Below are 21,346 nucleotides of genomic sequence, written 5' to 3'. Positions count from 1 at the left end.
GCCGCCGATCCAAACCACTGAAAATTTATCCAGCGTTTTTTGCGCCCGACACTCAATGATCAGCACTGAACTCAAAACCACGATCCAGGGCGCCTACTCGCGTTTTCTAGAGGCCAAGAGCCTCAAGCCGCGTTATGGCCAGCGCCTGATGATCGCTGAAATCGCCAAAGTCCTCGGGGATATCGACACCGACGACGAAGGCCGGCGCAGTGGCGACCCCGCGATTGTCGCAGTGGAAGCCGGCACCGGTACCGGCAAGACAGTGGCCTACAGCCTGGCAGCGATCCCTACTGCAAAACTGGCCGGCAAACGCTTGGTCATCGCCACCGCGACCGTGGCCCTGCAAGAACAGATCGTCTACAAGGATTTGCCCGACCTGATGCGCAACAGCGGGCTGAATTTCAGCTTCGCCCTGGCCAAGGGCCGTGGCCGCTACATGTGCCTGTCCAAACTCGACATGCTGTTGCAGGAAGGCCACGCGCAAACCGCCACTGCTCAGCTTTTCGAAGAAGAAGGCTTCAAGATCGAGGTCGATGAGGCCAGTCAGAAGCTGTTCACCAGCATGATCGAGAAACTCGCCGGCAATAAGTGGGACGGTGACCGTGACAGCTGGCCGAATGCGCTGGAAGACGCCGATTGGGCGCGCTTGACCACCGATCACAGCCAGTGCACCAATCGTCATTGCCCGAACTTCGGCCAGTGCGCCTTCTACAAGGCCCGCGAAGGCATGGGCAAGGTTGACGTGATCGTCACCAACCACGACATGGTCCTGGCTGACCTGGCGCTGGGCGGCGGTGCGGTGCTCCCCGATCCGCGTGACACCATTTACGTGTTCGACGAAGGTCATCACCTGCCGGACAAAGCCATCGGCCACTTCGCCCATTACACACGCCTGCGCTCCACCGCCGACTGGCTGGAAACCACCGCGAAGAACCTGACCAAATTACTGGCCCAGCATCCGCTGCCGGGCGATCTCGGCAAGCTGATCGAACAAGTGCCGGAGCTGGCGCGCGAGATCAAAGCCCAGCAACAGTTCATGTTCAGCGCCTGCGAACAGGTCGCCGACTTCAAACCTGGCGAAGACGTCGAGGGCCGTGAGCGCCCCCGCCATCGTTTCGTCGCCGGGGTGATTCCCGAGCACATGCGCGAAATGGGCATCGAGTTGAAGAAGGGCTTTTCGCGTCTCAACGATCTGTTCACCCGTCTGACCGACCTGCTCAAGGAAGGCATGGACGGTGAGGTCAACATCGGCATCGCCAGCAATCAGGCTGAAGAGTGGTATCCGCTGTTCGGCAGCCTGCTGTCCCGCGCTTCGGGCAACTGGGAACTGTGGACGGCGTTTACCGCCGAAGACCCGGAAGACAGTCCGCCGATGGCGCGTTGGCTGACCCTGGCCGAGAGCGGTTCGCTGTTCGACATCGAGGTCAATGCCAGCCCGATTCTGGCGGCGGAAACCTTGCGCCGTAGCCTGTGGAATGTCGCTTACGGTTGTCTCGTTACATCGGCAACATTGACTGCTTTGGGCACCTTTGACCGCTTCCGCATGCGCGCCGGCCTGCCGAAAAAAGCCGTCACCGCCGTGGTGCCGAGCCCGTTCCATCACGCCGACGCGGGCGTGCTGCGAGTGCCGGATCTGAAGGCCGACCCGCGTGATGCTGCTGCTCATACGGCGGCGATCATCCGTGAATTGCCCGATCTGGTCGAAGGCTCGCGCGGCACCCTGGTGCTGTTTTCCTCGCGCAAACAGATGCAGGACGTGTTCGACGGTCTCGACCGCGACTGGCGCAAGCAGGTGTTCATTCAAGGCAACCTGTCGAAACAGGAAACCCTGAACAAGCACAAGGCGCGGGTCGATGGTGGTGACTCCAGCGTGCTGTTCGGTCTCGCCAGTTTTGCCGAAGGTGTCGACTTGCCGGGTGCGTACTGCGAGCACGTGGTGATTGCCAAGATCCCGTTCTCGGTGCCGGACGACCCGGTCGAAGCGGCGTTGTCGGAATGGATCGAAGCCCGTGGCGGCAATCCGTTCATGGAAATCTCCGTGCCCGATGCTTCTCTGAAGCTGGTGCAGGCCTGCGGGCGTCTGCTGCGCACCGAAGAGGACCGCGGCACCATCACTTTGCTCGATCGGCGTCTGGTCACCCAGCGCTATGGCAAGGCGATCCTCAATGCGTTGCCTCCTTTCCGTCGTGAAATATCCTGAGACAACGGTGGGCAGTTTTGCCCGCCGTGTTGTCTATCTCTCTGCCATCGCTTTTCCATTGGCCATTGTTGGTCGTTAGGGAGAACTCCGTTCTTATGATCCGCCGTTCGTTGCCCGCCATATTTGCCTTGATCTTCGCCACGCCGCTGTTTGCGGCGCCTGCGGGTCAGCAGACCCTGTTCAACTTCGTTCGCCCCGCCGACGTGGTCAAAGTCGCGACCGAAAATGCCGATCTGCCGCAGGCCAACGCCGAGCAAACGCCTGAGGGCGAGGTGCTGCGGCGGGTGACGTTCAATCCGGTGGCTCGCCCGACCTTACGTCTTACGCCACAAACCGGCGCGTGGGACTGGTCGCAGTCGGGCATGATGACTCTGCGCTTGCAGAGTGCGATGAACTGGGCCGTGACGGTTTACGTGCAGATCCAGAGCAATGACGGCCGCACGCTGGTCAGCCGCGTCGACCTGCCGGCCGGCCCTGCGCAAACCCTGTTGGTACCGCTGGTGGCGTCTAGCCCGCTGAGCCAAGGCATGAAAGCCGGGCCGCCAATGCCGATGACAGTCGATGGTCAGCGGATCCTCTTGGCCAGCAGCAGCGGCGAAATCGATCGCAGCCAAGTGGTCTCGGTGAGCCTGTCGATGGATCAGCCGAAAGTTGCCCAGAGTTTGCTGCTCGAACGCTTTGGCGTGCAGGACGGCGACTCGGTCACCCAAGCCGTTTACGGCAATCTGGTCGACGCCTACGGGCAATCGACCCGCAGCAAATGGCCGGAAAAGATCAGCAATGACGAACAACTGAAATCCGCCGCCGCCAAGGAACAGCAGCAGCTGAAAACCTGGCTGGCCGAGCGTGAAAAGTCTTCGCTGGACAAGTTCGGTGGCTGGAACAAAGGCCCCGCCTTCAAGGCCAGCGGGTTCTTCCGCACCGAAAAGCGTGATGGCCGCTGGTATCTGGTCACGCCTGAAGGTCACCCGTTTTACTCGCTGGGTGTGAACACTGTCAGCCCGCAGGTCAACCAGACCTACGTGGCCGGCCGTGAGTACATGTTCGAATCCTTGCCTAAACCTGGTGAGCCCTTGGCCAGACATTTTGGCGAAGGCGACAACCGTGGCGGCAATGGTGTTGATCAGGGCCGGGGTTATGGCAACGGGCGCTGGTACGACTTCTACGGCGCCAACCTGCAGCGCGTGTACGGTGAACCGTGCAAAGCCGACAGTGAAAGCAAGTCCGGGGTAGCGGAAGCGGCCAAGTCTGCAGCCGCTGAAACGGCCGCCGTCCAAGCCGCCGAGCCTGCCCCTGTACCTGCCGAGCCGAAGTCCGGCGTCGCTGAAGCGGCCAAGACTGAAACCGTACAAGCGACGACAGAACAGGCTGCCGAACCGTGCAAGGCCACCATCGATGAGCAACAGTGGGCCAGCCACACGCTCGATCGCCTGCAAGCCTGGGGCTTCAACACGGTCGGCAACTGGAGTGCCGATTCGCTGACTGAAGCCGAGCGCGTACCGTACACCTTGCCGCTGTCGATCGTCGGCGACTACACCAGCATCAGTACCGGCAGCGACTGGTGGGGCGGTATGCCCGATCCGTTCGATCCGCGTTTCGCCATGGCCACCGAGCGCGCCGTGGCTATCGCCGCCCGCGATCACCGCGATGATCCGTGGCTGATCGGCTATTACGCCGACAACGAACTGGCGTGGGCCGGTCCCGGCGATGATCCGAAATCCCGCTACGCGTTGGCTTATGGCACGCTGAAAATGACCACCGACGTCCCGGCCAAACGCGCATTCCTCAAGCAATTGCGCGACAAGTACCGCAATCAGGCGGGGCTGTCGAAGGCGTGGGGCATCGATCTGCCGGCGTGGGAGTTGATGGAAGATCCGGGTTTCGTGCCACCGCTGCCGAATCCCGAACATCCGGAAATCGAGGCGGACTTCAAATATTTCCAGAAAGTCTTCGCTGACACCTACTTCAAAACCATTTCCGACTCGCTGAAATGGCACGCGCCGAACCAGTTGCTGCTCGGCGGCCGGTTTGCCATCAGCACGCCAGAAGCCGTGGCCTCCTGCGCGCAGTACTGCGATGTGCTGAGCTTCAACATGTACACGCTGAAACCACAGGAAGGCTATGACTTTGCCGCGCTGGGCGCTTTGGACAAACCGGTACTGATCACCGAATTCAACTTTGGCTCAACGGATCGTGGCCCGTTCTGGGGCGGCGTCACGCAAGTGGCCAGAGAAGAAGATCGCGGACCGGCGTACGCCAACTTCCTCAAGCAAGCGTTGAGTGAGCCATCAATTGTCGGCGTGCATTGGTTCCAGTATCTGGATCAACCGGTGACCGGGCGTCTGCTCGATGGCGAGAATGGTCACTTTGGTCTGGTGGGCGTGACGGATCTGCCGTACCAGGGGTTTGTCGAGACAGTGCGCAAGAGCAACTTGCAGGCGATTGATCAGCTTGGCAAAGAGGCTCAGAAAGCGGCCGCCGCAGCGGGACATGAGGCTGAGGGCGGGCGCGAAGGCGAGGCCGGTAAAGGGCCGGGGGCAGGGCATGCCGGTGGGCATTCCGGCAATGGTCACTAACCTGTGATGCTCTAAAAAGATCGCAGCCTGCGGCAGCTCCTACATGGGAACGCGTTTCTCTGTAGGAGCTGCCGCAGGCTGCGATCTTTTGACTTGGCGTTTAACCGTCTGGCCCGCAGCTGTTCCCAAATCCCTCAAGGGCTGGAACAATGCGGGCCACTTTGTAGAGCGTTTTCGCGGGGGAGTTGCGGGTGCAGATTCAGGGACATTACGAGCTTCACTTCGAAGCGGTGCGCGAAGCTTTCGCCGCACTGTTCGACGATCCCCAGGAACGCGGCGCAGCCCTGTGCATCAAGGTCGGTGGAGAAACCGTCCTCGACCTCTGGTCCGGTACTGCCGACAAGGATGGCGCCGAAGCCTGGCACAGCGACACCATCGCCAACCTGTTCTCCTGCACCAAAACCTTTACAGCTGTCACCGCCCTGCAACTGGTCGGCGAAGGCAAGCTGCAACTGGATGTTCCGGTCGCCCGCTACTGGCCGGAATTCGCCGCCGCTGGCAAAGAATCCGTGACCCTGCGCCAATTGCTCTGCCACCAGGCCGGTTTGCCGGCGCTGCGTGAATTGCTGGCGCCGGAAGCGTTGTATGACTGGCAAACCATGGTCGACGCCCTCGCCGCCGAAGCTCCGTGGTGGACGCCGGGCACCGGTCACGGTTATGCCGCGATCACTTACGGCTGGCTGATCGGCGAGTTACTGCGCCGTGCTGACGGTCGCGGGCCGGGCGAATCCATCGTTGCTCGTGTCGCTAAACCTTTGGGTCTGGATTTTCACGTCGGTCTGGCTGACGAAGAGTTCCACCGTGTGGCGCACATTGCCCGCGGCAAAGGCAACGCTGGCGATGCCGCCGCGCAACGTCTGCTGCAGGTGACCATGCGCGAACCCACCGCGATGACCACCCGCGCTTTTACCAACCCACCTTCAGTGCTCACCAGCACCAACAAACCGGAATGGCGGCGCATGCAGCAACCGGCGGCCAACGGCCACGGCAATGCGCGCAGTCTGGCCGGTTTCTACGCGGGCCTGCTCGACGGCAGCCTGCTCGAAAGCGACATGCTCGAAGAGCTGACCCGCGAACACAGCCTCGGCGAAGACAAGACTTTGTTGACCCGGACCCGTTTCGGTCTGGGCTGCATGCTTGATCAACCGGATGTGCCCAACGCCACTTACGGTCTCGGCCCTCGTGCATTCGGTCATCCGGGTGCGGGCGGTTCCATCGGTTTCGCTGATCCTGAGCATGATGTTGCCTTCGGTTTTGTGACAAATACCCTTGGGCCGTACGTCTTGATGGATCCGCGCGCGCAGAAGCTCGCGCGGGTGCTTGCCACTTGTCTGTAAAGTTGCATCCGAGGTCCCAGGGCCGGAACCTCAAGCGGTTTTTCGTTTCAAAACGGCTGTTTATCCGGGCGAAAGTGCTCTGATTTTTCATTACTTCATTTTGTGGATTTTCAATGTCAGCTAAAAAGACTCTCGCCCTGGCCCTGTGTGTAGCGATCACCGGTTGTGCACAGACCCCGAAAAACGATGCGGACGGCGGTAGCTGGTGGCCGTTCGGCTCTTCCGACAAAGTCGCAGCCAAGGAATCGGCTCCGGCCCCAGCGCCGCTGAAACCTGCGGCCACTGCACCCGTGGCGAAGACTGAAAGCAGCAGCCCGTGGTACTGGCCGTTCGGTTCCGATGATGAAGCGGTCAAAGCGGACATGAAGGCTGAAGTCGCCCCGGAAGCGAAAAAACCGGCAACCGTGGCCAAAGCTGAAGCCGATGCGGGTGGCAAATGGTGGTGGCCGTTTGGCGGCAAGGATCAGCCAACCACCAAAGCCGTGCCGATGCCGGATCCGAAAGTCACCCAGGCCTGGCTCGACGACTATGAGCCGCGTCTGCGTGAAGCGGTCAAGGACAGCAATCTGCAACTCGAACGCCGTGAAAACGTGCTGGTCGTGACGGCGCCGGTCGAAGGCTCGTTCAACCCTGATCGTCCAGCCATGCTGCTGCCGGTCACCCTCGGTCCGTTCACCCGAGTGGCGAAAATCCTTGAAGCCGACCCGAAAACTGCCGTGCTGGTTCTTGGCCACAGCGATTCCAGTGGTGCCGCGCCTGCCAACATCAAACTGAGCCAGGAACGTGCCCAGTCCATTGCGGCGATCTTCCGTCTCAGCGGCTTGCAGCGCGATCGCCTGATGCTGCGCGGCATGGGTTCCGAAGCGCCGCGTGCGGCCAACGACAGTGTTGAAGGGCGTGCCCTGAACCGTCGTGTCGAACTGCTGGTGACCCCGCAGAACACCATGGTTGCGCTGCTGAGCAAGTACAACATGCCGGCACCGAAGCCAGTGACCATGGTTGCTGCGCAGGACGCCAAGCCTACCGCCAAACCGGTAACCCCGGCTCCTGCGGCGAAAAAAGCCGCTGTTCCGGCAACCAAAAAGGCTCCGGCCAAGAAAGCCGCTGCCAAGGCTCCAGCGAAAAAAGCTCCAGCCAAGGCCCCAGCGAAGAAAACTGCACCAGCCAAAGCCGCCGCGACCGACAAGAAAGTCGCCGCGACCGATGCCACCAAAAAGTGATCCGCTAACGAAAAGGAATGCGCCATGACCCAGGCTCTGGCAGATATGCGTCGTGATTACACCCGGGATGGTCTGACCGAGGCGCAAGCCCCGGCCGAGCCGTTTGCGTTGTTCCACCAGTGGTTCGCTGACGCGGTGAAAACCGAACAGGCACCGGTGGAAGCCAACGCCATGACCCTGGCCACGGTCGACCAGGATGGGCGACCGCACTGTCGCATTCTGCTGCTCAAGGGCCTGGACGAGCAGGGCTTCACCTTCTTCACCAACTACGACAGCGCCAAGGGCCAGCACCTGGCGGCCAATCCATTTGCCGCCATGACCTTTTTCTGGCCCACCCTCGAACGCCAAGTGCGCATCGAAGGGCGGGTGGTCAAGGTCACTCCCGCGGAGTCCGATGCGTATTATCAGGTGCGCCCACTGGGCAGCCGCCTCGGTGCCTGGGCATCACCGCAGAGCCGGGTGATCAACGGGCGCGGTGAACTGGAAGATTTGCTCAAGGCCACCGAGCAGCGTTTCTCCGATACTCAGCCCGACTGCCCGGAACACTGGGGCGGTTACCGCTTGCTGCCTGAGCGCATCGAATTCTGGCAGGGCCGTCCGAGCCGTCTGCACGATCGCCTCAACTACCGTGTGCAGGGCGCCGACTGGATTCTTGAACGTCTGGCACCCTGAGCAGTCTACCGAGCGGGATAGCCTGCCGCAGCGGCCTCCAGCCACTTCGGCAGATCCCGGCGCTTGATCCTTTGCGCCTGAGCGTTCGCCAACTGTTCGAGCATGAAGGCGCGTTTGCCTTCATCCTTGCCCGCCAGCGACAACGCCAGATCGCGATCCATCCAGCGCTTGATCCGCACGTACAACCACCAGTGGAAGTACAAACCGGCGGCCGTGGTGACGACGATGATGAAGTAATCCATGAAAATCCTTGGTCTCCGTGGCGCAGATTTGGCAATTTGGCGCTACTGTAGGGGCTACATCAGGGAGAGAGTGTGCAGGTGTCTGTACCGCGCCTGAATGAAAGCCAATTTATCCGGGCGGTGTCGTGACAGGCGTCAAGCCACGGAGTTTAATGACTATATGTTTTTTTGGAGTTGATGCTATGCGTAAGTCTGTTCTGCTGGTTGCTTCCTTTTCCACGATGGCGATGTTGCTTACCGGCTGCCAATCGAGCCTGACCGGTGACTCCTACTCCCGTGACGAAGCGCGTCGCGTGCAGACGATTCGCATGGGCACCATCGAATCCCTGCGCCCGGTGAAAATCGAAGGCACCAAGACCCCGATCGGCGGTATCGCCGGTGCAGCGGTCGGCGGCGTCGGCGGCAGCGCCATCGGCGGCGGCAAGGGCAGCATCGTTGCTGCGGTCATCGGTGCGGTGGCGGGCGGTCTGATCGGTTCGGCAACCGAAGAAGGTCTGACCCGTACCCAGGGTGTGGAAATCACCGTGCGTGAAGACGACGGCAGCATGCGCGCCTATGTGCAGCAGGTTCAGGAGAATGAAGTGTTCCGCGTTGGCGAGCGCGTGCGCATCTCCACCGTTGGCGGGACCAGCCGCGTTTCGCACTAAGCGGGATGTAGGGTAAAGAAAACCCCGATCAGGTGACTGGTCGGGTTTTTTGTTTTTTGCTACCAATTCGGTAAGTCAGTAATCAGCACAGGTGCCCATGAAGAACTCCAAGCCTTTCGGGAGGCTAACCTTCAGGAGAGTTTCCAGCGCAGCTACTTGCTTTGTGGTCAATAACAACTCCCCAGGTTCCAGTTCACTCAGGGGGCTGGACTCTATGAGCTGTGCAACTTTTTCGTTCATCTCGCTATCTTTGATATACAACTCGAATTGCAAAGAGTCATCTTGAGCATCATCAGGGTAAAAGCCGGTTATCGAAAGGTAGCGCATTAAGTTTCAATAGCCTGTTTGCGGTATTAACTGTAGTCAAACGAAATTTGATAGTCGTTGGCACTCAGAATGATTTGATGTTGAAAGTACGGCTGAATGGTCGCAATCCACTTCTCGACGACGTTGAAGCTGCCATTATTGATGTTGCCCTCCACCGGAATGCCTAAGGCATTCAGTACTGATTCATCATCCCCCAGATCTTTTGACGACTCCTCGCCCTGCAATTGCAGGGTTGCTGTGTCGTACCATTCCAGTCTCAGTTCTAGTCCCATCTCTTCCTCACAGATATCTTTTTTTGATGCTTCTTTCTTTTATAGGCCCTTCACGTTGTTCACCGGTGTAGGGATCGAATGCTCCTAGATGAGCTCCATCGCTTCGGTACATTTCTAATTCTCCGTGCCTTGAATCCCATTCGTAAATTCTCTTTCCTTTGGCATCTGTCCAGCGCTTACGAAGTCCACCTCCGCCCTGAACTGGATTCTTGTCCTTAACCTTTTTCAAGTCTGGAAATGCGGTGATTTGTTCTGTAGTCGGCGGTTTATGGTAGCTGTGGCCAGCAGGTGCCAAGCCTTTTCGTGTTGTATTCAGTACAACGTATAACGGTTTTACCCCCGAATGCGCCGGAAAAACCAGAATAAAATCCCGATACTCCGGCGGATAAACCGGATTCACCAAAATCCCATCCGCCGCTTTCGTCGGCGGATAAACCCAGATGTGCGGTGCCTGCGGTGCAGCCTCCAGCGCGGGAATACCGAGGATGTCCGAGCCATCTACAGCAGGCGTCCAGATCAGTTCTACACCTTCGCCCAAGTCAGCAATGAACTGGCTGCCACGCAACTTGAACTGCACGACATCAACCATTTCCCAATCGCGATTCGTGCCGGTGTAGAAGCCGTAGCCCTTCAGGCTGCCGTCGGCCTGCTGTTCGACCCTCAACCGAACACGCGTTCGCGCCTGTTCAAGTCCACGCAACTGCTCGTCGGTATAGAGCGCACTGTCGCCAAGACTCGATGGCATGAACAGCGCAACCAAACCAACTAAAGGCGCAACAGCCGCACTAGATACAGCAGCGGGCAGTGCTTCAAACACCGATCCCGCCAAAGCCAGACTGCCAAATCCGGCCGGAACAGCAGTTGCGCCGATTTTCTTGAGAGGAACTGCGCCGCTTTCATCGGCTTCACGCGCGCCTAGCAGGATCAGGTCGCCGTAGTCCTTCAGGCTGTCCGTCGGCACCATCCCCGAAGGACTGGCGTAATCGATAATCGCATCCGGCAATTTGCAGGACTTGGCGAATACGCAGCCAGCGCGCACGGGATCGGCTTTTTTGACCGCCACCTCACGGCTGCGCTCGAAAGCCTCCTGCCGCGCCAGCATGGCGTCGTAAGCGTTTTGTCTGGCCTCGCGCTCGGCCAATTCCGTGGCCGTCATGTAGCGGTAGTTGACGTGATGTCCGTCGCCTTGCGGTGGGTTTTGAGCCCGGGGAATGTCCTTATTGCCAGCCACTGATCGTCCTTTCGCTCATCCATCGACAGCCCTTCGCAAAGGGTTGCGCAACGTTAACGAAGCAGGAAAATGGTGGCTGTAGGACGCGTCGCTAAAGACGTGGGGATTGTTCGACGGATGCTGATTTGTAGATTGGCTATTGTTCGAGACTCAGAGGACTGAGCCCGCAGGAAAAATTTGTTCAGCGCACTACAGTAATTTGTCGAGCACGAACTCTTTGAACCAAGGTGGCTGAGTATCTGATTTGATCTCAATCAGATCGCCATCGGTGATTTCCGCAATCTGCGTGAGACCTTCGCTACCTTCATCCGAGTTGTCGAAAATGTAGGCTCTGTTGGAGGTCAGGATGGCATCAGACAGAAGCTCCAAAGATCTCCAGTACCGTGCCTCTATCTTTTCAGGAGGAACGCTGTGCCCACCTTGTTTGACACGATACGCAACCCTGGCAATGTTGATCTGAGGGTCGGCGGTAGCGACGTAGTAAACATAAACCCGGTAACCGGAAGCATGAGCTTCGGCGAGCAGTTTGACCTTGTCAGAGGACGACATGACAGTTTCAAACGTAAAGCTGATTCGCTCTTTGATCAAAGATCTTCGTATGAAGTCGGAAAGGGCTGATGCGACGTAGGAGTCGATTACAGTATTTGCGAAGCTAAGCCTTTCACCGTCGATTTTCAGGGAATCCAGCTTTGCCAATGAGTGAGGGGATTTCTTGAGTAGAGCGTGCTCACGAAAGAATTCAAAGATGTCTTCTTTGTGAGCTTCGATGCGATAGGAGGTGAAGTCAAAATACCCTGTATCTTTGATTGAGCGTTCTATGTCATCAGGATTTATGTAATTTCCCAGCAAATGCGCTGGAACCAGTCGATTGAAGGTGCTTTTTCCTGACCCGTTCGGGCCTGCGAATATCCGTATTCTCGGTGTGCTCAAGAAATAACCTGTTTCGAGGATTTGTTGATGTGCAGGCGAGTGCCGCTTTTCAGATTTCCGTAGGTGCCTATTGTGCGCAAAGCAACAGAACTCTTCTCTGTCACTTCAAATAGCTGACCATCTTTAGCAACGAGCACTGCAGCACCATTGGCGAGCGCCATTCTGTAGGCGTTGCTGAATGCCTTCAGAGCGATGTCCGGAATCCGAGACTCCTGTATGGAAATCTGATCGTCCGTCATTGGGCGTTTTTCTGCTTTACGTGACATGGATGACTCCAGAATCGGTGCTGAGAAGGTGCGGCTGTCGACCAAAGATATAGCACACTTGCGAGGTTCAGAGCCAAGCCCCTCTGGATAGAAGGGCCTCGACTTTTGTAGAAAAATGCGTCTCAAGCGTTTTTCAGAGTATTCCGACGACTCGCCGCCGCCGTCACCGCATAACCAATCAACGCCGCCAGAATCGACCCGGTCAAAATCCCCATCCGGTCCATGCCAGCGTAATCACTCACACCAGGCTCAAACGCCAGCGAGCCGACAAACAGGCTCATGGTGAAGCCGATTCCGCAGAGGATCGCCACGCCCAGTACCTGACCCCAGTTGGCGCCTTGGGGCAGGGCGGCGATGCCGGTTTTCACCGCGAGCCAGGTCAGACCGAACACGCCGACGGTCTTGCCCAACAGCAGGCCTACCGCGATGCCCATCGGCACATGATGGGTGAAGCTTTCCACGGTGACGCCGCTCAGCGACAGGCCGGCGTTGGCGAAGGCGAACAGCGGCAGAATGCCGTAGGCCACCCACGGGTGCAGCGCATGTTCGAGAGTCAGCAACGGCGACGGTTCGGCGTTTTTCGTGCGCAGCGGGATGCAGAAGGCCAACGTCACGCCGGCCAGCGTGGCGTGGACACCGCTTTTGAGGACGCAGACCCAGAGGATCAAACCGATGATCATGTACGGCCCGAGCTTGACCACCCCGAGCCGGTTCATCGCCACCAGCGCTGCAATGCACGCTGCCGCCAGACCCAGCGACAGAGTCGACAGTTCGCCGGAGTAGAAGATCGCAATGATCACGATGGCGCCGAGGTCATCGATGATTGCCAGGGTCATCAGGAACAGCTTCAGCGATACCGGTACGCGCTTGCCGAGCAGAGCCAGCACGCCGAGGGCGAAGGCGATGTCTGTCGCGGTCGGGATCGCCCAGCCGTCGAGGGCTGCCGGATTGTCGCGATTGAGGAACCAGTAGATCAGCGCCGGTACCAGCATGCCGCCGATCGCGGCTGCACCGGGCAGGACGATCTGCGACGGTTTCGACAGCTGGCCTTCGAGGACTTCGCGTTTCACTTCCAGGCCGATAAGCAGGAAGAACATCGCCATCAGACCGTCGTTGATCCACAGCAGCAGGGGTTTAGCGATTTTCAACGCACCGATCTGCGCCACCACCGGCGTGTCGAGCAGGCCGGTGTAGAGCCACGACAATGGCGAGTTGTTGATAATCAGGGCCAGGATGGCTGCGGCGATCAATAACAGACCGCTGGCAGCTTCCAACTGAAAGAAACGCGTGAAAGTGCTACGCAGAGGCAAGGTCGCTCTCCATCGATAAAGTCAAAAGGTGGGACACCCTAACCCGTACTGTTAGTTGTTAAAACAAAAGTTATATTCTTTTTTGTTATATGGCGTTACAAGGTGTCTGGCTCAAGCCACGCTGAGCCTAGCAGTTGCCTGACATATTGAGACTCAGCTGTATCTGTGCGCGCTATAGGATTTTTCCTAAGCTGATGAGTGAGCCTTTTGTACACATTCATCTCCTGCCCGATTCAACGAGAACCATCACCATGAGCGACAACCGACAGTGGGCCCGCGAAGCGATCCGCATCATCGAAGCGGATTTTCAGCGCAGCGCCGACACCCATCTGATCCCTTTGCCGCTGCCGGGTTTTGCGGGCATCGAGTTGTATTTCAAGGATGAGTCCAGCCATCCGACCGGCAGCCTCAAGCATCGTCTGGCTCGTTCGCTGTTTCTCTATGCGTTGTGTAATGGCTGGCTGAAACCCGGCGCGCCGGTGATCGAGGCGTCCAGCGGTTCGACGGCGATTTCCGAAGCGTACTTCGCGCGGATGCTCGGTCTGCCGTTTATTGCGGTGATGCCCGCGACCACGTCCAAAGAGAAGATCGCGCAGATCGCGTTCTACGGTGGCCAAAGTCATCTGGTGAAAGATCCGACGCAAATCTACGCCGAATCCGAGCGTTTGGCCCGCGAGCATGGCGGCCACTTTATCGACCAGTTCACCTACGCCGAGCGCGCGACCGACTGGCGGGCTAACAACAACATTGCCGAATCGATCTTCCAGCAGATGCGCTACGAGAAACACCCTGAACCGAGCTGGCTGATTTCCAGCCCCGGCACCGGCGGCACCACCGCAACGCTCGGTCGTTACGTGCGCTATCGCCAGCACTGCACCCGCGTGTTGTGCGCGGATGCCGAGCGTTCGGTGTTCTTCGATTACTACCAGACCGGCGATGCGAGTTTGCGTCTGGACTGCGGGTCGCGCATTGAAGGGATTGGCCGGCCGCGCGTTGAAGCGTCGTTTCTGCCCAAGGTGATCGATGCGATGGTCAAGGTGCCTGACGCCTTGTCACTGGCGGCGATGCATTATCTGGCGAAACGTCTGGGGCGGCATGTCGGCGGGTCGAGCGGGACCAATCTGATCGGCGCCTTGATGGCGGCGCAGCAGATGAAAGCAGCGGGGGAGTCGGGGTCGATCGTGGCGATTCTGTGCGATGGCGGCGAGCGGTATGCCGACACCTATTACGATCAGGATTGGTTGAAGGCGCAGGGGTATGAATTGGCTGGGTTGATCGACGCGGTGGCGGCGAGTGCCGAGCGTGGGGAGCCACTGCCTGAGTCAGTCCTGCGCGCCAATATCTAAAGCCGAATGCAAAAACCAATGTGGGAGCGAGCCTGCTCGCGAAGGCAGTGTGTCAGGCAACTTGGTTGTTGAATGACACTCCGCTTTCGCGAGCAGGCTCGCTCCCACAGGGATTTTTGTTGCTTCAGACGATTAGTCAGTCAGGCCGAGGATGTCGCGCGCCACGGCTTCTGCAATGCGAATCCCGTCAACACCCGCCGACAGAATCCCGCCCGCATAACCCGCGCCTTCACCGGCCGGGAACAGGCCCTTCACGTTCATGCTCTGCAGCATCTCGTTACGAGTGATGCGCAGCGGTGACGAAGTACGCGTCTCGATCCCGGTCAACACTGCATCGTGCAGCGAGTAACCACGAATCTGCTTCTCGAACGCCGGCAACGCTTCGCGGATTGCCTCGATGGCAAAATCCGGCAAGGCCAAGGCCAGGTCACCCAGCGCCACGCCCGGCTTGTACGACGGCTCGACTTCGCCCAGCTCGGTCGAAGGAATGTCGTTGATGAAGTCGCCAACCAGTTGCGCCGGCGCCTTGTAATCGCTGCCACCCAGAATGAACGCGTGGGATTCCAGACGTTCCTGCAACTCGATGCCAGCGAGCGGGCCGCCCGGGTAATCGACTTCCGGGGTGATGCCGACAACGATGCCGGAGTTGGCGTTGCGTTCGTTACGCGAGTACTGGCTCATGCCGTTGGTGACGACGCGATTCGGCTCGGACGTCGCCGCGACCACGGTGCCGCCCGGGCACATGCAGAAGCTGTAGACCGAACGACCGTTCTTGGCGTGGTGCACCAGTTTGTAGTCGGCGGCACCGAGTTTCGGGTGACCGGCATATTTGCCCAGACGCGCACGGTCGATCAGCGATTGCGGGTGTTCGATGCGAAAGCCCACCGAGAACGGCTTGGCTTCCATGAACACGCCACGGCTGTGGAGCATGCGGAAGGTGTCGCGGGCGCTGTGACCGAGGGCCAGAACCACGTGTTTGGAATGCAGGGTTTCGCCGCTGGCCAGTTGCACGCCGAGCAGTTGGCCGTCTTCGATCAGCACGTCGGTGACGCGTTCCTGGAAGCGCACTTCGCCGCCCAGTTCGCGGATCTGCTCGCGCATGTTTTCAACCATGCCGGTCAGACGGAACGTACCAATGTGCGGTTTGCTGACGTAGAGAATTTCTTCCGGCGCGCCGGCCTTGACGAACTCGTGCAGGACTTTGCGCCCGAGGAACTTCGGATCCTTGATCTGGCTGTATAGCTTGCCGTCAGAGAACGTGCCCGCGCCGCCTTCGCCGAACTGCACGTTGGACTCGGGGTTGAGCACGCTTTTACGCCACAGGCCCCAGGTGTCTTTGGTGCGCTGGCGAACTTCGGTGCCGCGTTCGAGGACGATCGGCTTGAAGCCCATTTGTGCCAGCAGCAGGCCGGCAAAGATCCCGCACGGGCCGAAACCGACAACGATCGGACGCTGGCTCAGGTCGCTTGGCGCTTCGCCGACGAATTTGTAGCTGACATCCGGCGCCACGTTGACGTTACGGTCGTCGGCGAACTTGCCCAACACTTTGGCCTCGTCGCGCACTTGGAGGTCGATGGTGTAGATGAAGCACAGTTCGGAGGACTTTTTGCGCGCATCGTAGCTGCGCTTGAACAAGGTGAAATCGAGCAGATCATCGCTGGCGATGCCCAGGCGCTGCACGATGGCAGGGCGCAGGTCTTCATCGGGATGGTCGATTGGCAGCTTGAGTTCAGTGATTCGTAACATGGCGAGGATCCGGGTTCGCGGGGCGCACAACTGCGCCAGGGCGTTTGAAGGCCGCGATTATAAGCCGCAAAGGCCGGATCCGGTGAGGCTAAAACGCTCAGTCGTTGCGCGATCCGCCGAAATACCCGCAACCACGCTGCACCTGGCCGTCGATGCGCAACTCGGCGCTCATGTGCTGCACGCTACCGGTGCTGCTGTCGACGCAGCGCTGCGGCGCGACCCACAATTCGATGCGCTGGTTGTTGACTTCGCTGCTCAGATTGAAGCGGCCATCGCCCAATTGATCTTCAATATACGGCACGGCAAGTGGCGGCTGACCTTCGCGGTCGATGACCATGCCTTTGCCGCTGACTTTGACGTTCCACTCCGGGCCATGACCGGCGGCGCGCAGGATCAGCAGTTTGAAGTTGGGGTCATCGCAGGCGGTGCCGGAGCGTTCGACGCGGTACAACTGAGTCAGGTCGAGTCGATCGCCGGCCACCTTGCCGCGCACATCGGCGAACAGCTTGCCCTGTTCATCGGCGAGGGTGGCAGCCTCTTGCAGGATGCTGGTGCCGCCGACGTCATTGACCACCAGTTGGCGCTGCTCCTGGCACGGCTGAAACACCAGTTTGCCGTCAGCGGCGGTCAGTTGCCCCTGCATCCGTGTCTGCCCGACGTGCGAGGCACTTTCTCGCTGGCCATCGAGCAACTGGCAGGCGGCAAACAACGGCAGCAGGGCAACAAGGACTAACGAACGGGCAACACGCATCTTCGGCTCTCCAGACAAGTGTCGCCACGTTACGCAGCCTGACCGTTCATCACAAGGGTTTAGCCCACGTGAAACGTCTGACCTGTCTGCAGGCCTTCGACACTTTTCGCGTAGGCCAATGCCACATCCGCTGCAGGAACCGGCTTGTAGCCACGGAAATACGGGGCGTAGCTACCCATGGCTTCGAGCAGTACGGTCGGGCTGATCGAGTTCACTCGCAGGCCGCGTGGCAGTTCGATGGCGGCGGCGCGGACGAAGCTGTCGAGGGCGCCGTTGACCAGCGCTGCCGAGGCGCCGCTGCGGATCGGATCATGGCTGAGCACGCCGGTGGTGAAGGTGAACGAGGCGCCGTCGTTGGCGAATTCGCGGCCGATCAGCAGCAGATTGACCTGGCCCATCAGCTTGTCTTTGAGGCCGAGGGCAAAACTGTCTTCAGTCATCTCACCCAGCGGTGCAAAGGTGACGTTGCCGGCGGCGCAGACCAGTGCATCGAACTTGCCGGTTTTTTCGAACAGCTTGCGGATTGACGCGCTGTCGCTGATATCCACCTGCAAATCACCGCTGCTACGGCCGATACGGATGACTTCGTGGCGTTGCGAGAGTTCTTTATCCACCGCCGAACCAATAGTGCCGCCAGCGCCTATCAACAGAATCTTCATCGAGCTTGTACCTCAAGTGGTTGAACGAGGTTTCAGTCTAGAGTGGTTTTTTCTGTGGATAAGCGCACTAATAGGCAACCTTTGGTTTTCAAATGGAAACAATCCATGAGCGAAATGGATGATCTGGCGGCGTTCGCGGTGTTGATTGAAGCGGGCAGTTTCACCTTGGCAGCGCAGCAATTGGGCTGCAGCAAGGGCCAGCTGTCCAAACGCATCAGCCAGCTCGAAGCGCAGTTTTCCGTGGTGTTGCTGCAACGCACCACCCGGCGTTTGAGCCTGACCGCGGCGGGCGCGGCATTGTTGCCGCAGGCTCAGGCGCTGGTCGTCCAGGTGGAAAGGGCGCGTCAGGCCTTGGCGCGGTTGAAGGATGATATGGCCGGTCCGGTGCGTATGACGGTGCCGGTTTCGCTGGGGGAAACCTTTTTCGATGGTCTGCTGCTGGAGTTTTCGCAGAAGTATCCCGAAGTGCAGATCGAACTGGAGCTGAACAATAGCTATCGCGATCTCTCGCGGGACGGCTTTGATCTGGCGATCCGCAGTGAGGTGGCCAATGACGAGCGTCTGGTGGCCAAACCGCTACTGGCCTGGCAGGAAATGACCTGCGCCAGTCCGTCCTATCTCGAACGCTTCGGTGAACCGCTGACACCGCAAGCACTGGTCGAACATCGCTGTTTGCTCAACAGCCACTACAGCGGGCGCGAAGAGTGGCTGTATCACCAGCAGCATGAATTGTTGCGGGTACGCGTGTCAGGACCGTTTGCCAGCAACCATTACAACCTGCTCAAGAAAGCCGCGCTCAGCGGCGCTGGTATCGCGCGATTGCCTTCCTACTTGCTGCAGGCGGAATTGGCTGACGGCCGATTGCGCTGGCTCCTGCGTGACTTTCAGACCCGGCGTATGCCGATGTACCTGGTGCACCCGTATCAGGGCGGATTACCAAAACGCACGCAGGTACTCGCTGACTATCTGATCGGCTGGTTCAAGCGCAGCGGTGAAGCGTTGGATCGACTTCAGCGCTGATCATATGAACATAAACCCCACTACAGGTCGGCGTTCAGTTGGCGAAACGGCGGGCAATCAGGTGATCAATCGACAACTTGCCCGGCCCTGTTGCCATCAGGTACAGCAACACCGCCGCCCAGGTGCCGTGAGTCGGATAGGCATCGGGGTACACAAACAGTTGAATGACCAATGTCATACCCAACAACGCCAACGCCGAAAACCGTGTAGCGAAGCCAATCAGGATCAGCAGCGGGAAGAAGTGTTCGGCGAACGCCGCCATGTGCGCGGCAATCTCTGGCGACAGCAGTGGCACGTGGTATTCACTCTTGAACAACGGAATGGTCGAATCGGCCAGACGTGGCCAGCCGAATTGAAAGGTGCCGTCGGTCAGGTCAATGGCCAAACCTTCAACCTTGGTCTGCCCTGACTTCCAGAACACCGCGGCTATCGAGAAACGCGCAATAAAGGCGATCAGGCTGTGAGGGATTTTTTCCAGCAGCGCGATGGCGCGGGTGATGAGGCGGCTCATGGCGATTCCTTGTTGTTCATTTGGGTGATCGCGTTGTGTGCGATCAGCAGGCCGAGGGTTTGCGCGAGGTCGAATTCAGGGCTGTGTTCAGCCGCTGCCAGGAGAGGCTGTCCATCGATCAGATTGCGGATAAACACGCTGGCGCCGGGTTCGAGGGCGAACACTTCGACGTCCAGGCCGTTGCGTAAAACCAGAGCGTGTTGCCGACGATCGATCTCGATGCCTTCGAGCAACGCGTCCTGTTGATGTGCCGCCCAGATCGTAACCACGGCATAGGCGCAATCGAGCAAGTGCAGGGACGGATGAAACACCAGGCACAATTCGCTCAAGGCTTGTGGGGCGGCTAGCGCCGCAGTGATGTGTTCGTGCCGAACCGGCTCCGCGTCGGCCGCGTGATAGGCCAGCGTGCGCAGATGTTCGAGCCGCGCGACATCGGCCAGATAGGGCACGCTCCAGGCGGGTTCGAATGTCTGGATGAAGGCGGCGAACGCTTCGCCATAGCGATTCATCAACGGACTTTGCGGCGGCTGCTGTTGGACGAAAACGGCCGCCATGGCGCGAAAGAATTCATCGCCGACCAATTGCGCTACCACCGGGTAACTGTCGCTCAACGCATTGATCAGCGAACCCTGTACGTTGTTGCGATACACCGCAAAACGGCTTGCCGGATCGGCACCGTTGGCGCTGCACAGCCCTTCGGGGCAGGGTAGCCGTGTGTCGAGGAGCGCGGCAGCGAAATCGCGTTGCGCGGTCATGTGCGTGCTCCAGCATCCAGCAAAAGCGCATCAGCTTGCTGAGCTTCCGCCAGCAGCACCGCAAACGCCGGCACTTGATTGTCGCGCTCGATCAACGTTGCCACCGGGCCGATGCGTTGCAGCACTTGCCGGTACAAACCCCAGACGGCTTGATCAATCGGCGCGCCGTGATCATCGATCAGCAAGCGATCGCCAAGGCTGTCGCTATCTTCGGCGAACCCGGCCAGATGAATTTCACCCACCGTGTGTAATGGCAGCGCATCGAGATACGCCAGTGGATCACGCTGATGGTTCACGCAAGAAACGTAGACATTGTTGACGTCCAGCAGCAGGCCACAGCCGCTGCGGCGGATGACCTCGGCGATGAAATCTGCCTCATCGAGGGTTGAGCGTTGAAACGCCAGATAGGTTGCCGGATTCTCCAGCAGCATGGGCCGTTTGAGCGTGTTCTGCACTTGATCGATATGCTCGCAGACGCGATTCAACGTCGGCGTGTCATAAGCCAGCGGCAGTAGATCATTGAGGAACACCGGGCCGTGGCTAGACCAGGCCAGGTGTTCGGAAAAGGCTTGCGGTTGATAGCGCCGAATCAGCTCGGCAAGGCGCTGAAGATGGTGTTTATCCAGCGGCCCTTCAGCACCGATGGACAAGCCGACACCGTGCAACGACAGCGGATACTGCTCGCGGATCAAACCGAGAAAATGATGAAACGGACCGCCGTCGACCATGTAGTTTTCGGCGTGGACTTCGAAGAAGCCGATGTCCGGTTGTGAGCCGAGCACTTCACGAAAGTGCCCGGTCTTGAGTCCCAGCCCGGCACGGGCCGGAAGCCCGGTGCGGGCTGCCTGAGTGCGGGATTGGGCATGGTCATTGATCGTGAGCATGATCGTCACTCAGGCAGGCCAACGATCAGGACTTGGCTTTGAAGGCTTGCATCTGACCGAAACCGGTCGGCGAAGTCTTGCTCTCAGTGGTAGCGCAGGTGCCCTTTGGAACGAGTTTCCAGGCGTTGGCCTGGTAGTCCATTTTCGCCGTACCGGCACAGGTAGTGCCTGCACCTGCGGCGCAATCGTTGTGACCTTTCATGGCCACGCCGAAGCATTTTTCCATGTCGGCGTCAGCGGCGTGGACGGTCGATACAGCGGTCATGCTCAGGGCAGAACCGAGGGCCAGAACCAGGGCAGTAGCGGACAGGGTGCGGGTGGTAGCAGTCATGATGTTTCTCCAGTCTTGTTCAGGGTTTTTACAAGCGCGATTGCGCTTGCTTGTCCCTCTAGAGAAAGCTCATGGCGATGCGTTACAGCCGAGCCGAAATTTTTCAGAAAAAA

Annotated in this window: 22 protein-coding genes; 8 read left to right on the top strand and 14 right to left on the bottom strand. The window is 59.1% G+C overall.

Annotated features, from left to right (window positions below; genetic code table 11):
• Positions 1–55: 55 nt before the first annotated feature.
• The 5 genes from dinG to pdxH all read left to right on the top strand — a co-directional run bounded on the left by dinG (position 56) and on the right by pdxH (position 8,005).
• Positions 56–2,200, top strand: a complete 2,145-nt coding sequence (gene dinG, locus ACOYXJ_RS02985) for an ATP-dependent DNA helicase DinG (protein ID WP_038358136.1) — start codon at positions 56–58, stop codon at positions 2,198–2,200.
• Between the two features lie 95 nt (positions 2,201–2,295).
• Positions 2,296–4,776, top strand: a complete 2,481-nt coding sequence (locus ACOYXJ_RS02980; RefSeq protein ID WP_460367817.1) for a beta-galactosidase — start codon at positions 2,296–2,298, stop codon at positions 4,774–4,776.
• 191 nt (positions 4,777–4,967) lie between these two features.
• Entirely contained in the window at positions 4,968–6,113 is a 1,146-nt protein-coding gene (locus ACOYXJ_RS02975) for a serine hydrolase domain-containing protein (protein ID WP_460367815.1), read from the top strand.
• 113 nt (positions 6,114–6,226) lie between these two features.
• Positions 6,227–7,333 (top strand): OmpA family protein, encoded by a 1,107-nt coding sequence (locus tag ACOYXJ_RS02970; protein ID WP_460367813.1) that lies wholly within the window; start codon positions 6,227–6,229, stop codon positions 7,331–7,333.
• A 24-nt stretch (positions 7,334–7,357) separates the two neighbouring features.
• Positions 7,358–8,005: a pyridoxamine 5'-phosphate oxidase gene (pdxH, locus tag ACOYXJ_RS02965; protein ID WP_016986574.1), complete on the top strand. Its 648-nt coding sequence runs from the start codon at positions 7,358–7,360 to the stop codon at positions 8,003–8,005.
• A 5-nt stretch (positions 8,006–8,010) separates the two neighbouring features.
• On the opposite strand, the gene ACOYXJ_RS02960 is transcribed toward pdxH, so the two are convergent.
• Positions 8,011–8,247, bottom strand: coding sequence for a hypothetical protein (locus ACOYXJ_RS02960; protein WP_435035234.1), 237 nt, complete (start codon positions 8,245–8,247; stop codon positions 8,011–8,013).
• 182 nt (positions 8,248–8,429) lie between these two features.
• Between ACOYXJ_RS02960 and ACOYXJ_RS02955 the strand changes: the two genes are divergently transcribed.
• Positions 8,430–8,894, top strand: coding sequence for an outer membrane lipoprotein (locus ACOYXJ_RS02955; protein WP_008086349.1), 465 nt, complete (start codon positions 8,430–8,432; stop codon positions 8,892–8,894).
• Between the two features lie 75 nt (positions 8,895–8,969).
• On the opposite strand, the gene ACOYXJ_RS02950 is transcribed toward ACOYXJ_RS02955, so the two are convergent.
• From ACOYXJ_RS02950 to nhaA, 6 genes are all read right to left on the bottom strand, one after another.
• Positions 8,970–9,221 (bottom strand): pyocin S6 family toxin immunity protein, encoded by a 252-nt coding sequence (locus tag ACOYXJ_RS02950; RefSeq protein ID WP_460367810.1) that lies wholly within the window; start codon positions 9,219–9,221, stop codon positions 8,970–8,972.
• Between the two features lie 26 nt (positions 9,222–9,247).
• On the bottom strand, positions 9,248–9,493 hold the full coding sequence (locus tag ACOYXJ_RS02945) for a colicin E3-like toxin immunity protein (protein ID WP_460367808.1): 246 nt from the start codon (positions 9,491–9,493) through the stop codon (positions 9,248–9,250).
• Between the two features lie 7 nt (positions 9,494–9,500).
• Positions 9,501–10,724 carry a colicin E3/pyocin S6 family cytotoxin gene (locus tag ACOYXJ_RS02940; RefSeq protein ID WP_460367806.1) on the bottom strand — a complete coding sequence of 408 codons (1,224 nt, stop codon included), beginning with the start codon at positions 10,722–10,724 and terminating at the stop codon, positions 9,501–9,503.
• Positions 10,725–10,913: 189 nt separating this feature from the next.
• The gene (locus ACOYXJ_RS02935) at positions 10,914–11,654 is read right to left on the bottom strand and encodes a zeta toxin family protein (protein WP_038358152.1); all 741 of its coding nucleotides are present in this window, start codon (positions 11,652–11,654) and stop codon (positions 10,914–10,916) included.
• Entirely contained in the window at positions 11,651–11,920 is a 270-nt protein-coding gene (locus tag ACOYXJ_RS02930) for a hypothetical protein (RefSeq protein ID WP_034154984.1), read from the bottom strand. Before ACOYXJ_RS02930 ends, ACOYXJ_RS02935 begins: the two co-directional genes overlap by 4 nt.
• Before the next feature lie 122 nt (positions 11,921–12,042).
• Positions 12,043–13,230: a Na+/H+ antiporter NhaA gene (gene nhaA / locus ACOYXJ_RS02925; RefSeq protein WP_460367804.1), complete on the bottom strand. Its 1,188-nt coding sequence runs from the start codon at positions 13,228–13,230 to the stop codon at positions 12,043–12,045.
• Between the two features lie 251 nt (positions 13,231–13,481).
• Between nhaA and ACOYXJ_RS02920 the strand changes: the two genes are divergently transcribed.
• Positions 13,482–14,576, top strand: coding sequence for a PLP-dependent cysteine synthase family protein (locus ACOYXJ_RS02920; RefSeq protein WP_460367802.1), 1,095 nt, complete (start codon positions 13,482–13,484; stop codon positions 14,574–14,576).
• A 132-nt stretch (positions 14,577–14,708) separates the two neighbouring features.
• Here the strand turns inward: ACOYXJ_RS02920 and ACOYXJ_RS02915 are convergent, their stop codons facing one another.
• The 3 genes from ACOYXJ_RS02915 to ACOYXJ_RS02905 form a co-directional block, all read right to left on the bottom strand.
• Entirely contained in the window at positions 14,709–16,322 is a 1,614-nt protein-coding gene (locus ACOYXJ_RS02915) for an NAD(P)/FAD-dependent oxidoreductase (protein ID WP_460367800.1), read from the bottom strand.
• Positions 16,323–16,419: 97 nt separating this feature from the next.
• A complete protein-coding gene (locus ACOYXJ_RS02910) occupies positions 16,420–17,073 on the bottom strand; it encodes a COG3650 family protein (protein ID WP_460367798.1) in 654 nt (217 codons plus the stop codon).
• A 59-nt stretch (positions 17,074–17,132) separates the two neighbouring features.
• Positions 17,133–17,732 (bottom strand): short chain dehydrogenase, encoded by a 600-nt coding sequence (locus ACOYXJ_RS02905; RefSeq protein ID WP_122600752.1) that lies wholly within the window; start codon positions 17,730–17,732, stop codon positions 17,133–17,135.
• A gap of 105 nt (positions 17,733–17,837) precedes the next feature.
• Between ACOYXJ_RS02905 and ACOYXJ_RS02900 the strand changes: the two genes are divergently transcribed.
• A complete protein-coding gene (locus ACOYXJ_RS02900; RefSeq protein WP_460367796.1) occupies positions 17,838–18,752 on the top strand; it encodes a LysR family transcriptional regulator in 915 nt (304 codons plus the stop codon).
• Positions 18,753–18,786: 34 nt separating this feature from the next.
• On the opposite strand, the gene ACOYXJ_RS02895 is transcribed toward ACOYXJ_RS02900, so the two are convergent.
• The 4 genes from ACOYXJ_RS02895 to ACOYXJ_RS02880 are packed head-to-tail and all read right to left on the bottom strand — an operon-like array spanning position 18,787 to position 21,233.
• Positions 18,787–19,263, bottom strand: coding sequence for a DoxX family protein (locus ACOYXJ_RS02895; protein WP_460367794.1), 477 nt, complete (start codon positions 19,261–19,263; stop codon positions 18,787–18,789).
• Positions 19,260–20,018, bottom strand: coding sequence for an HvfC/BufC N-terminal domain-containing protein (locus ACOYXJ_RS02890; RefSeq protein ID WP_460367791.1), 759 nt, complete (start codon positions 20,016–20,018; stop codon positions 19,260–19,262). Before ACOYXJ_RS02890 ends, ACOYXJ_RS02895 begins: the two co-directional genes overlap by 4 nt.
• Positions 20,015–20,902 (bottom strand): MNIO family bufferin maturase, encoded by an 888-nt coding sequence (gene bufB / locus ACOYXJ_RS02885; protein WP_460367789.1) that lies wholly within the window; start codon positions 20,900–20,902, stop codon positions 20,015–20,017. Before bufB ends, ACOYXJ_RS02890 begins: the two co-directional genes overlap by 4 nt.
• 25 nt (positions 20,903–20,927) lie before the next feature.
• Positions 20,928–21,233, bottom strand: coding sequence for a BufA1 family periplasmic bufferin-type metallophore (locus tag ACOYXJ_RS02880; RefSeq protein ID WP_095119190.1), 306 nt, complete (start codon positions 21,231–21,233; stop codon positions 20,928–20,930).
• Positions 21,234–21,346: the final 113 nt, after the last annotated feature.

It is taken from the genome of Pseudomonas sp. Tul2A7, from assembly GCF_054790505.1.
The sequence above is the reverse complement of the archived record's forward strand: the minus strand, read 5'-3'. Positions and strand labels throughout refer to the sequence as shown.

Coding starts and splice junctions, on each gene's coding strand:
- dinG (WP_038358136.1), top strand. CDS start 56: ATGATCAGCACTGAACTCAAAACCACGATCCAGGGCGCCTACTCGCGT.
- ACOYXJ_RS02980 (WP_460367817.1), top strand. CDS start 2,296: ATGATCCGCCGTTCGTTGCCCGCCATATTTGCCTTGATCTTCGCCACG.
- ACOYXJ_RS02970 (WP_460367813.1), top strand. CDS start 6,227: ATGTCAGCTAAAAAGACTCTCGCCCTGGCCCTGTGTGTAGCGATCACC.
- pdxH (WP_016986574.1), top strand. CDS start 7,358: ATGACCCAGGCTCTGGCAGATATGCGTCGTGATTACACCCGGGATGGT.
- ACOYXJ_RS02960 (WP_435035234.1), bottom strand. CDS start 8,247: ATGGATTACTTCATCATCGTCGTCACCACGGCCGCCGGTTTGTACTTC.
- ACOYXJ_RS02955 (WP_008086349.1), top strand. CDS start 8,430: ATGCGTAAGTCTGTTCTGCTGGTTGCTTCCTTTTCCACGATGGCGATG.
- ACOYXJ_RS02950 (WP_460367810.1), bottom strand. CDS start 9,221: ATGCGCTACCTTTCGATAACCGGCTTTTACCCTGATGATGCTCAAGAT.
- ACOYXJ_RS02945 (WP_460367808.1), bottom strand. CDS start 9,493: ATGGGACTAGAACTGAGACTGGAATGGTACGACACAGCAACCCTGCAA.
- ACOYXJ_RS02930 (WP_034154984.1), bottom strand. CDS start 11,920: ATGTCACGTAAAGCAGAAAAACGCCCAATGACGGACGATCAGATTTCC.
- ACOYXJ_RS02920 (WP_460367802.1), top strand. CDS start 13,482: ATGAGCGACAACCGACAGTGGGCCCGCGAAGCGATCCGCATCATCGAA.
- ACOYXJ_RS02915 (WP_460367800.1), bottom strand. CDS start 16,322: ATGTTACGAATCACTGAACTCAAGCTGCCAATCGACCATCCCGATGAA.
- ACOYXJ_RS02910 (WP_460367798.1), bottom strand. CDS start 17,073: ATGCGTGTTGCCCGTTCGTTAGTCCTTGTTGCCCTGCTGCCGTTGTTT.
- ACOYXJ_RS02905 (WP_122600752.1), bottom strand. CDS start 17,732: ATGAAGATTCTGTTGATAGGCGCTGGCGGCACTATTGGTTCGGCGGTG.
- ACOYXJ_RS02900 (WP_460367796.1), top strand. CDS start 17,838: ATGAGCGAAATGGATGATCTGGCGGCGTTCGCGGTGTTGATTGAAGCG.
- ACOYXJ_RS02895 (WP_460367794.1), bottom strand. CDS start 19,263: ATGAGCCGCCTCATCACCCGCGCCATCGCGCTGCTGGAAAAAATCCCT.
- ACOYXJ_RS02890 (WP_460367791.1), bottom strand. CDS start 20,018: ATGACCGCGCAACGCGATTTCGCTGCCGCGCTCCTCGACACACGGCTA.
- bufB (WP_460367789.1), bottom strand. CDS start 20,902: ATGCTCACGATCAATGACCATGCCCAATCCCGCACTCAGGCAGCCCGC.
- ACOYXJ_RS02880 (WP_095119190.1), bottom strand. CDS start 21,233: ATGACTGCTACCACCCGCACCCTGTCCGCTACTGCCCTGGTTCTGGCC.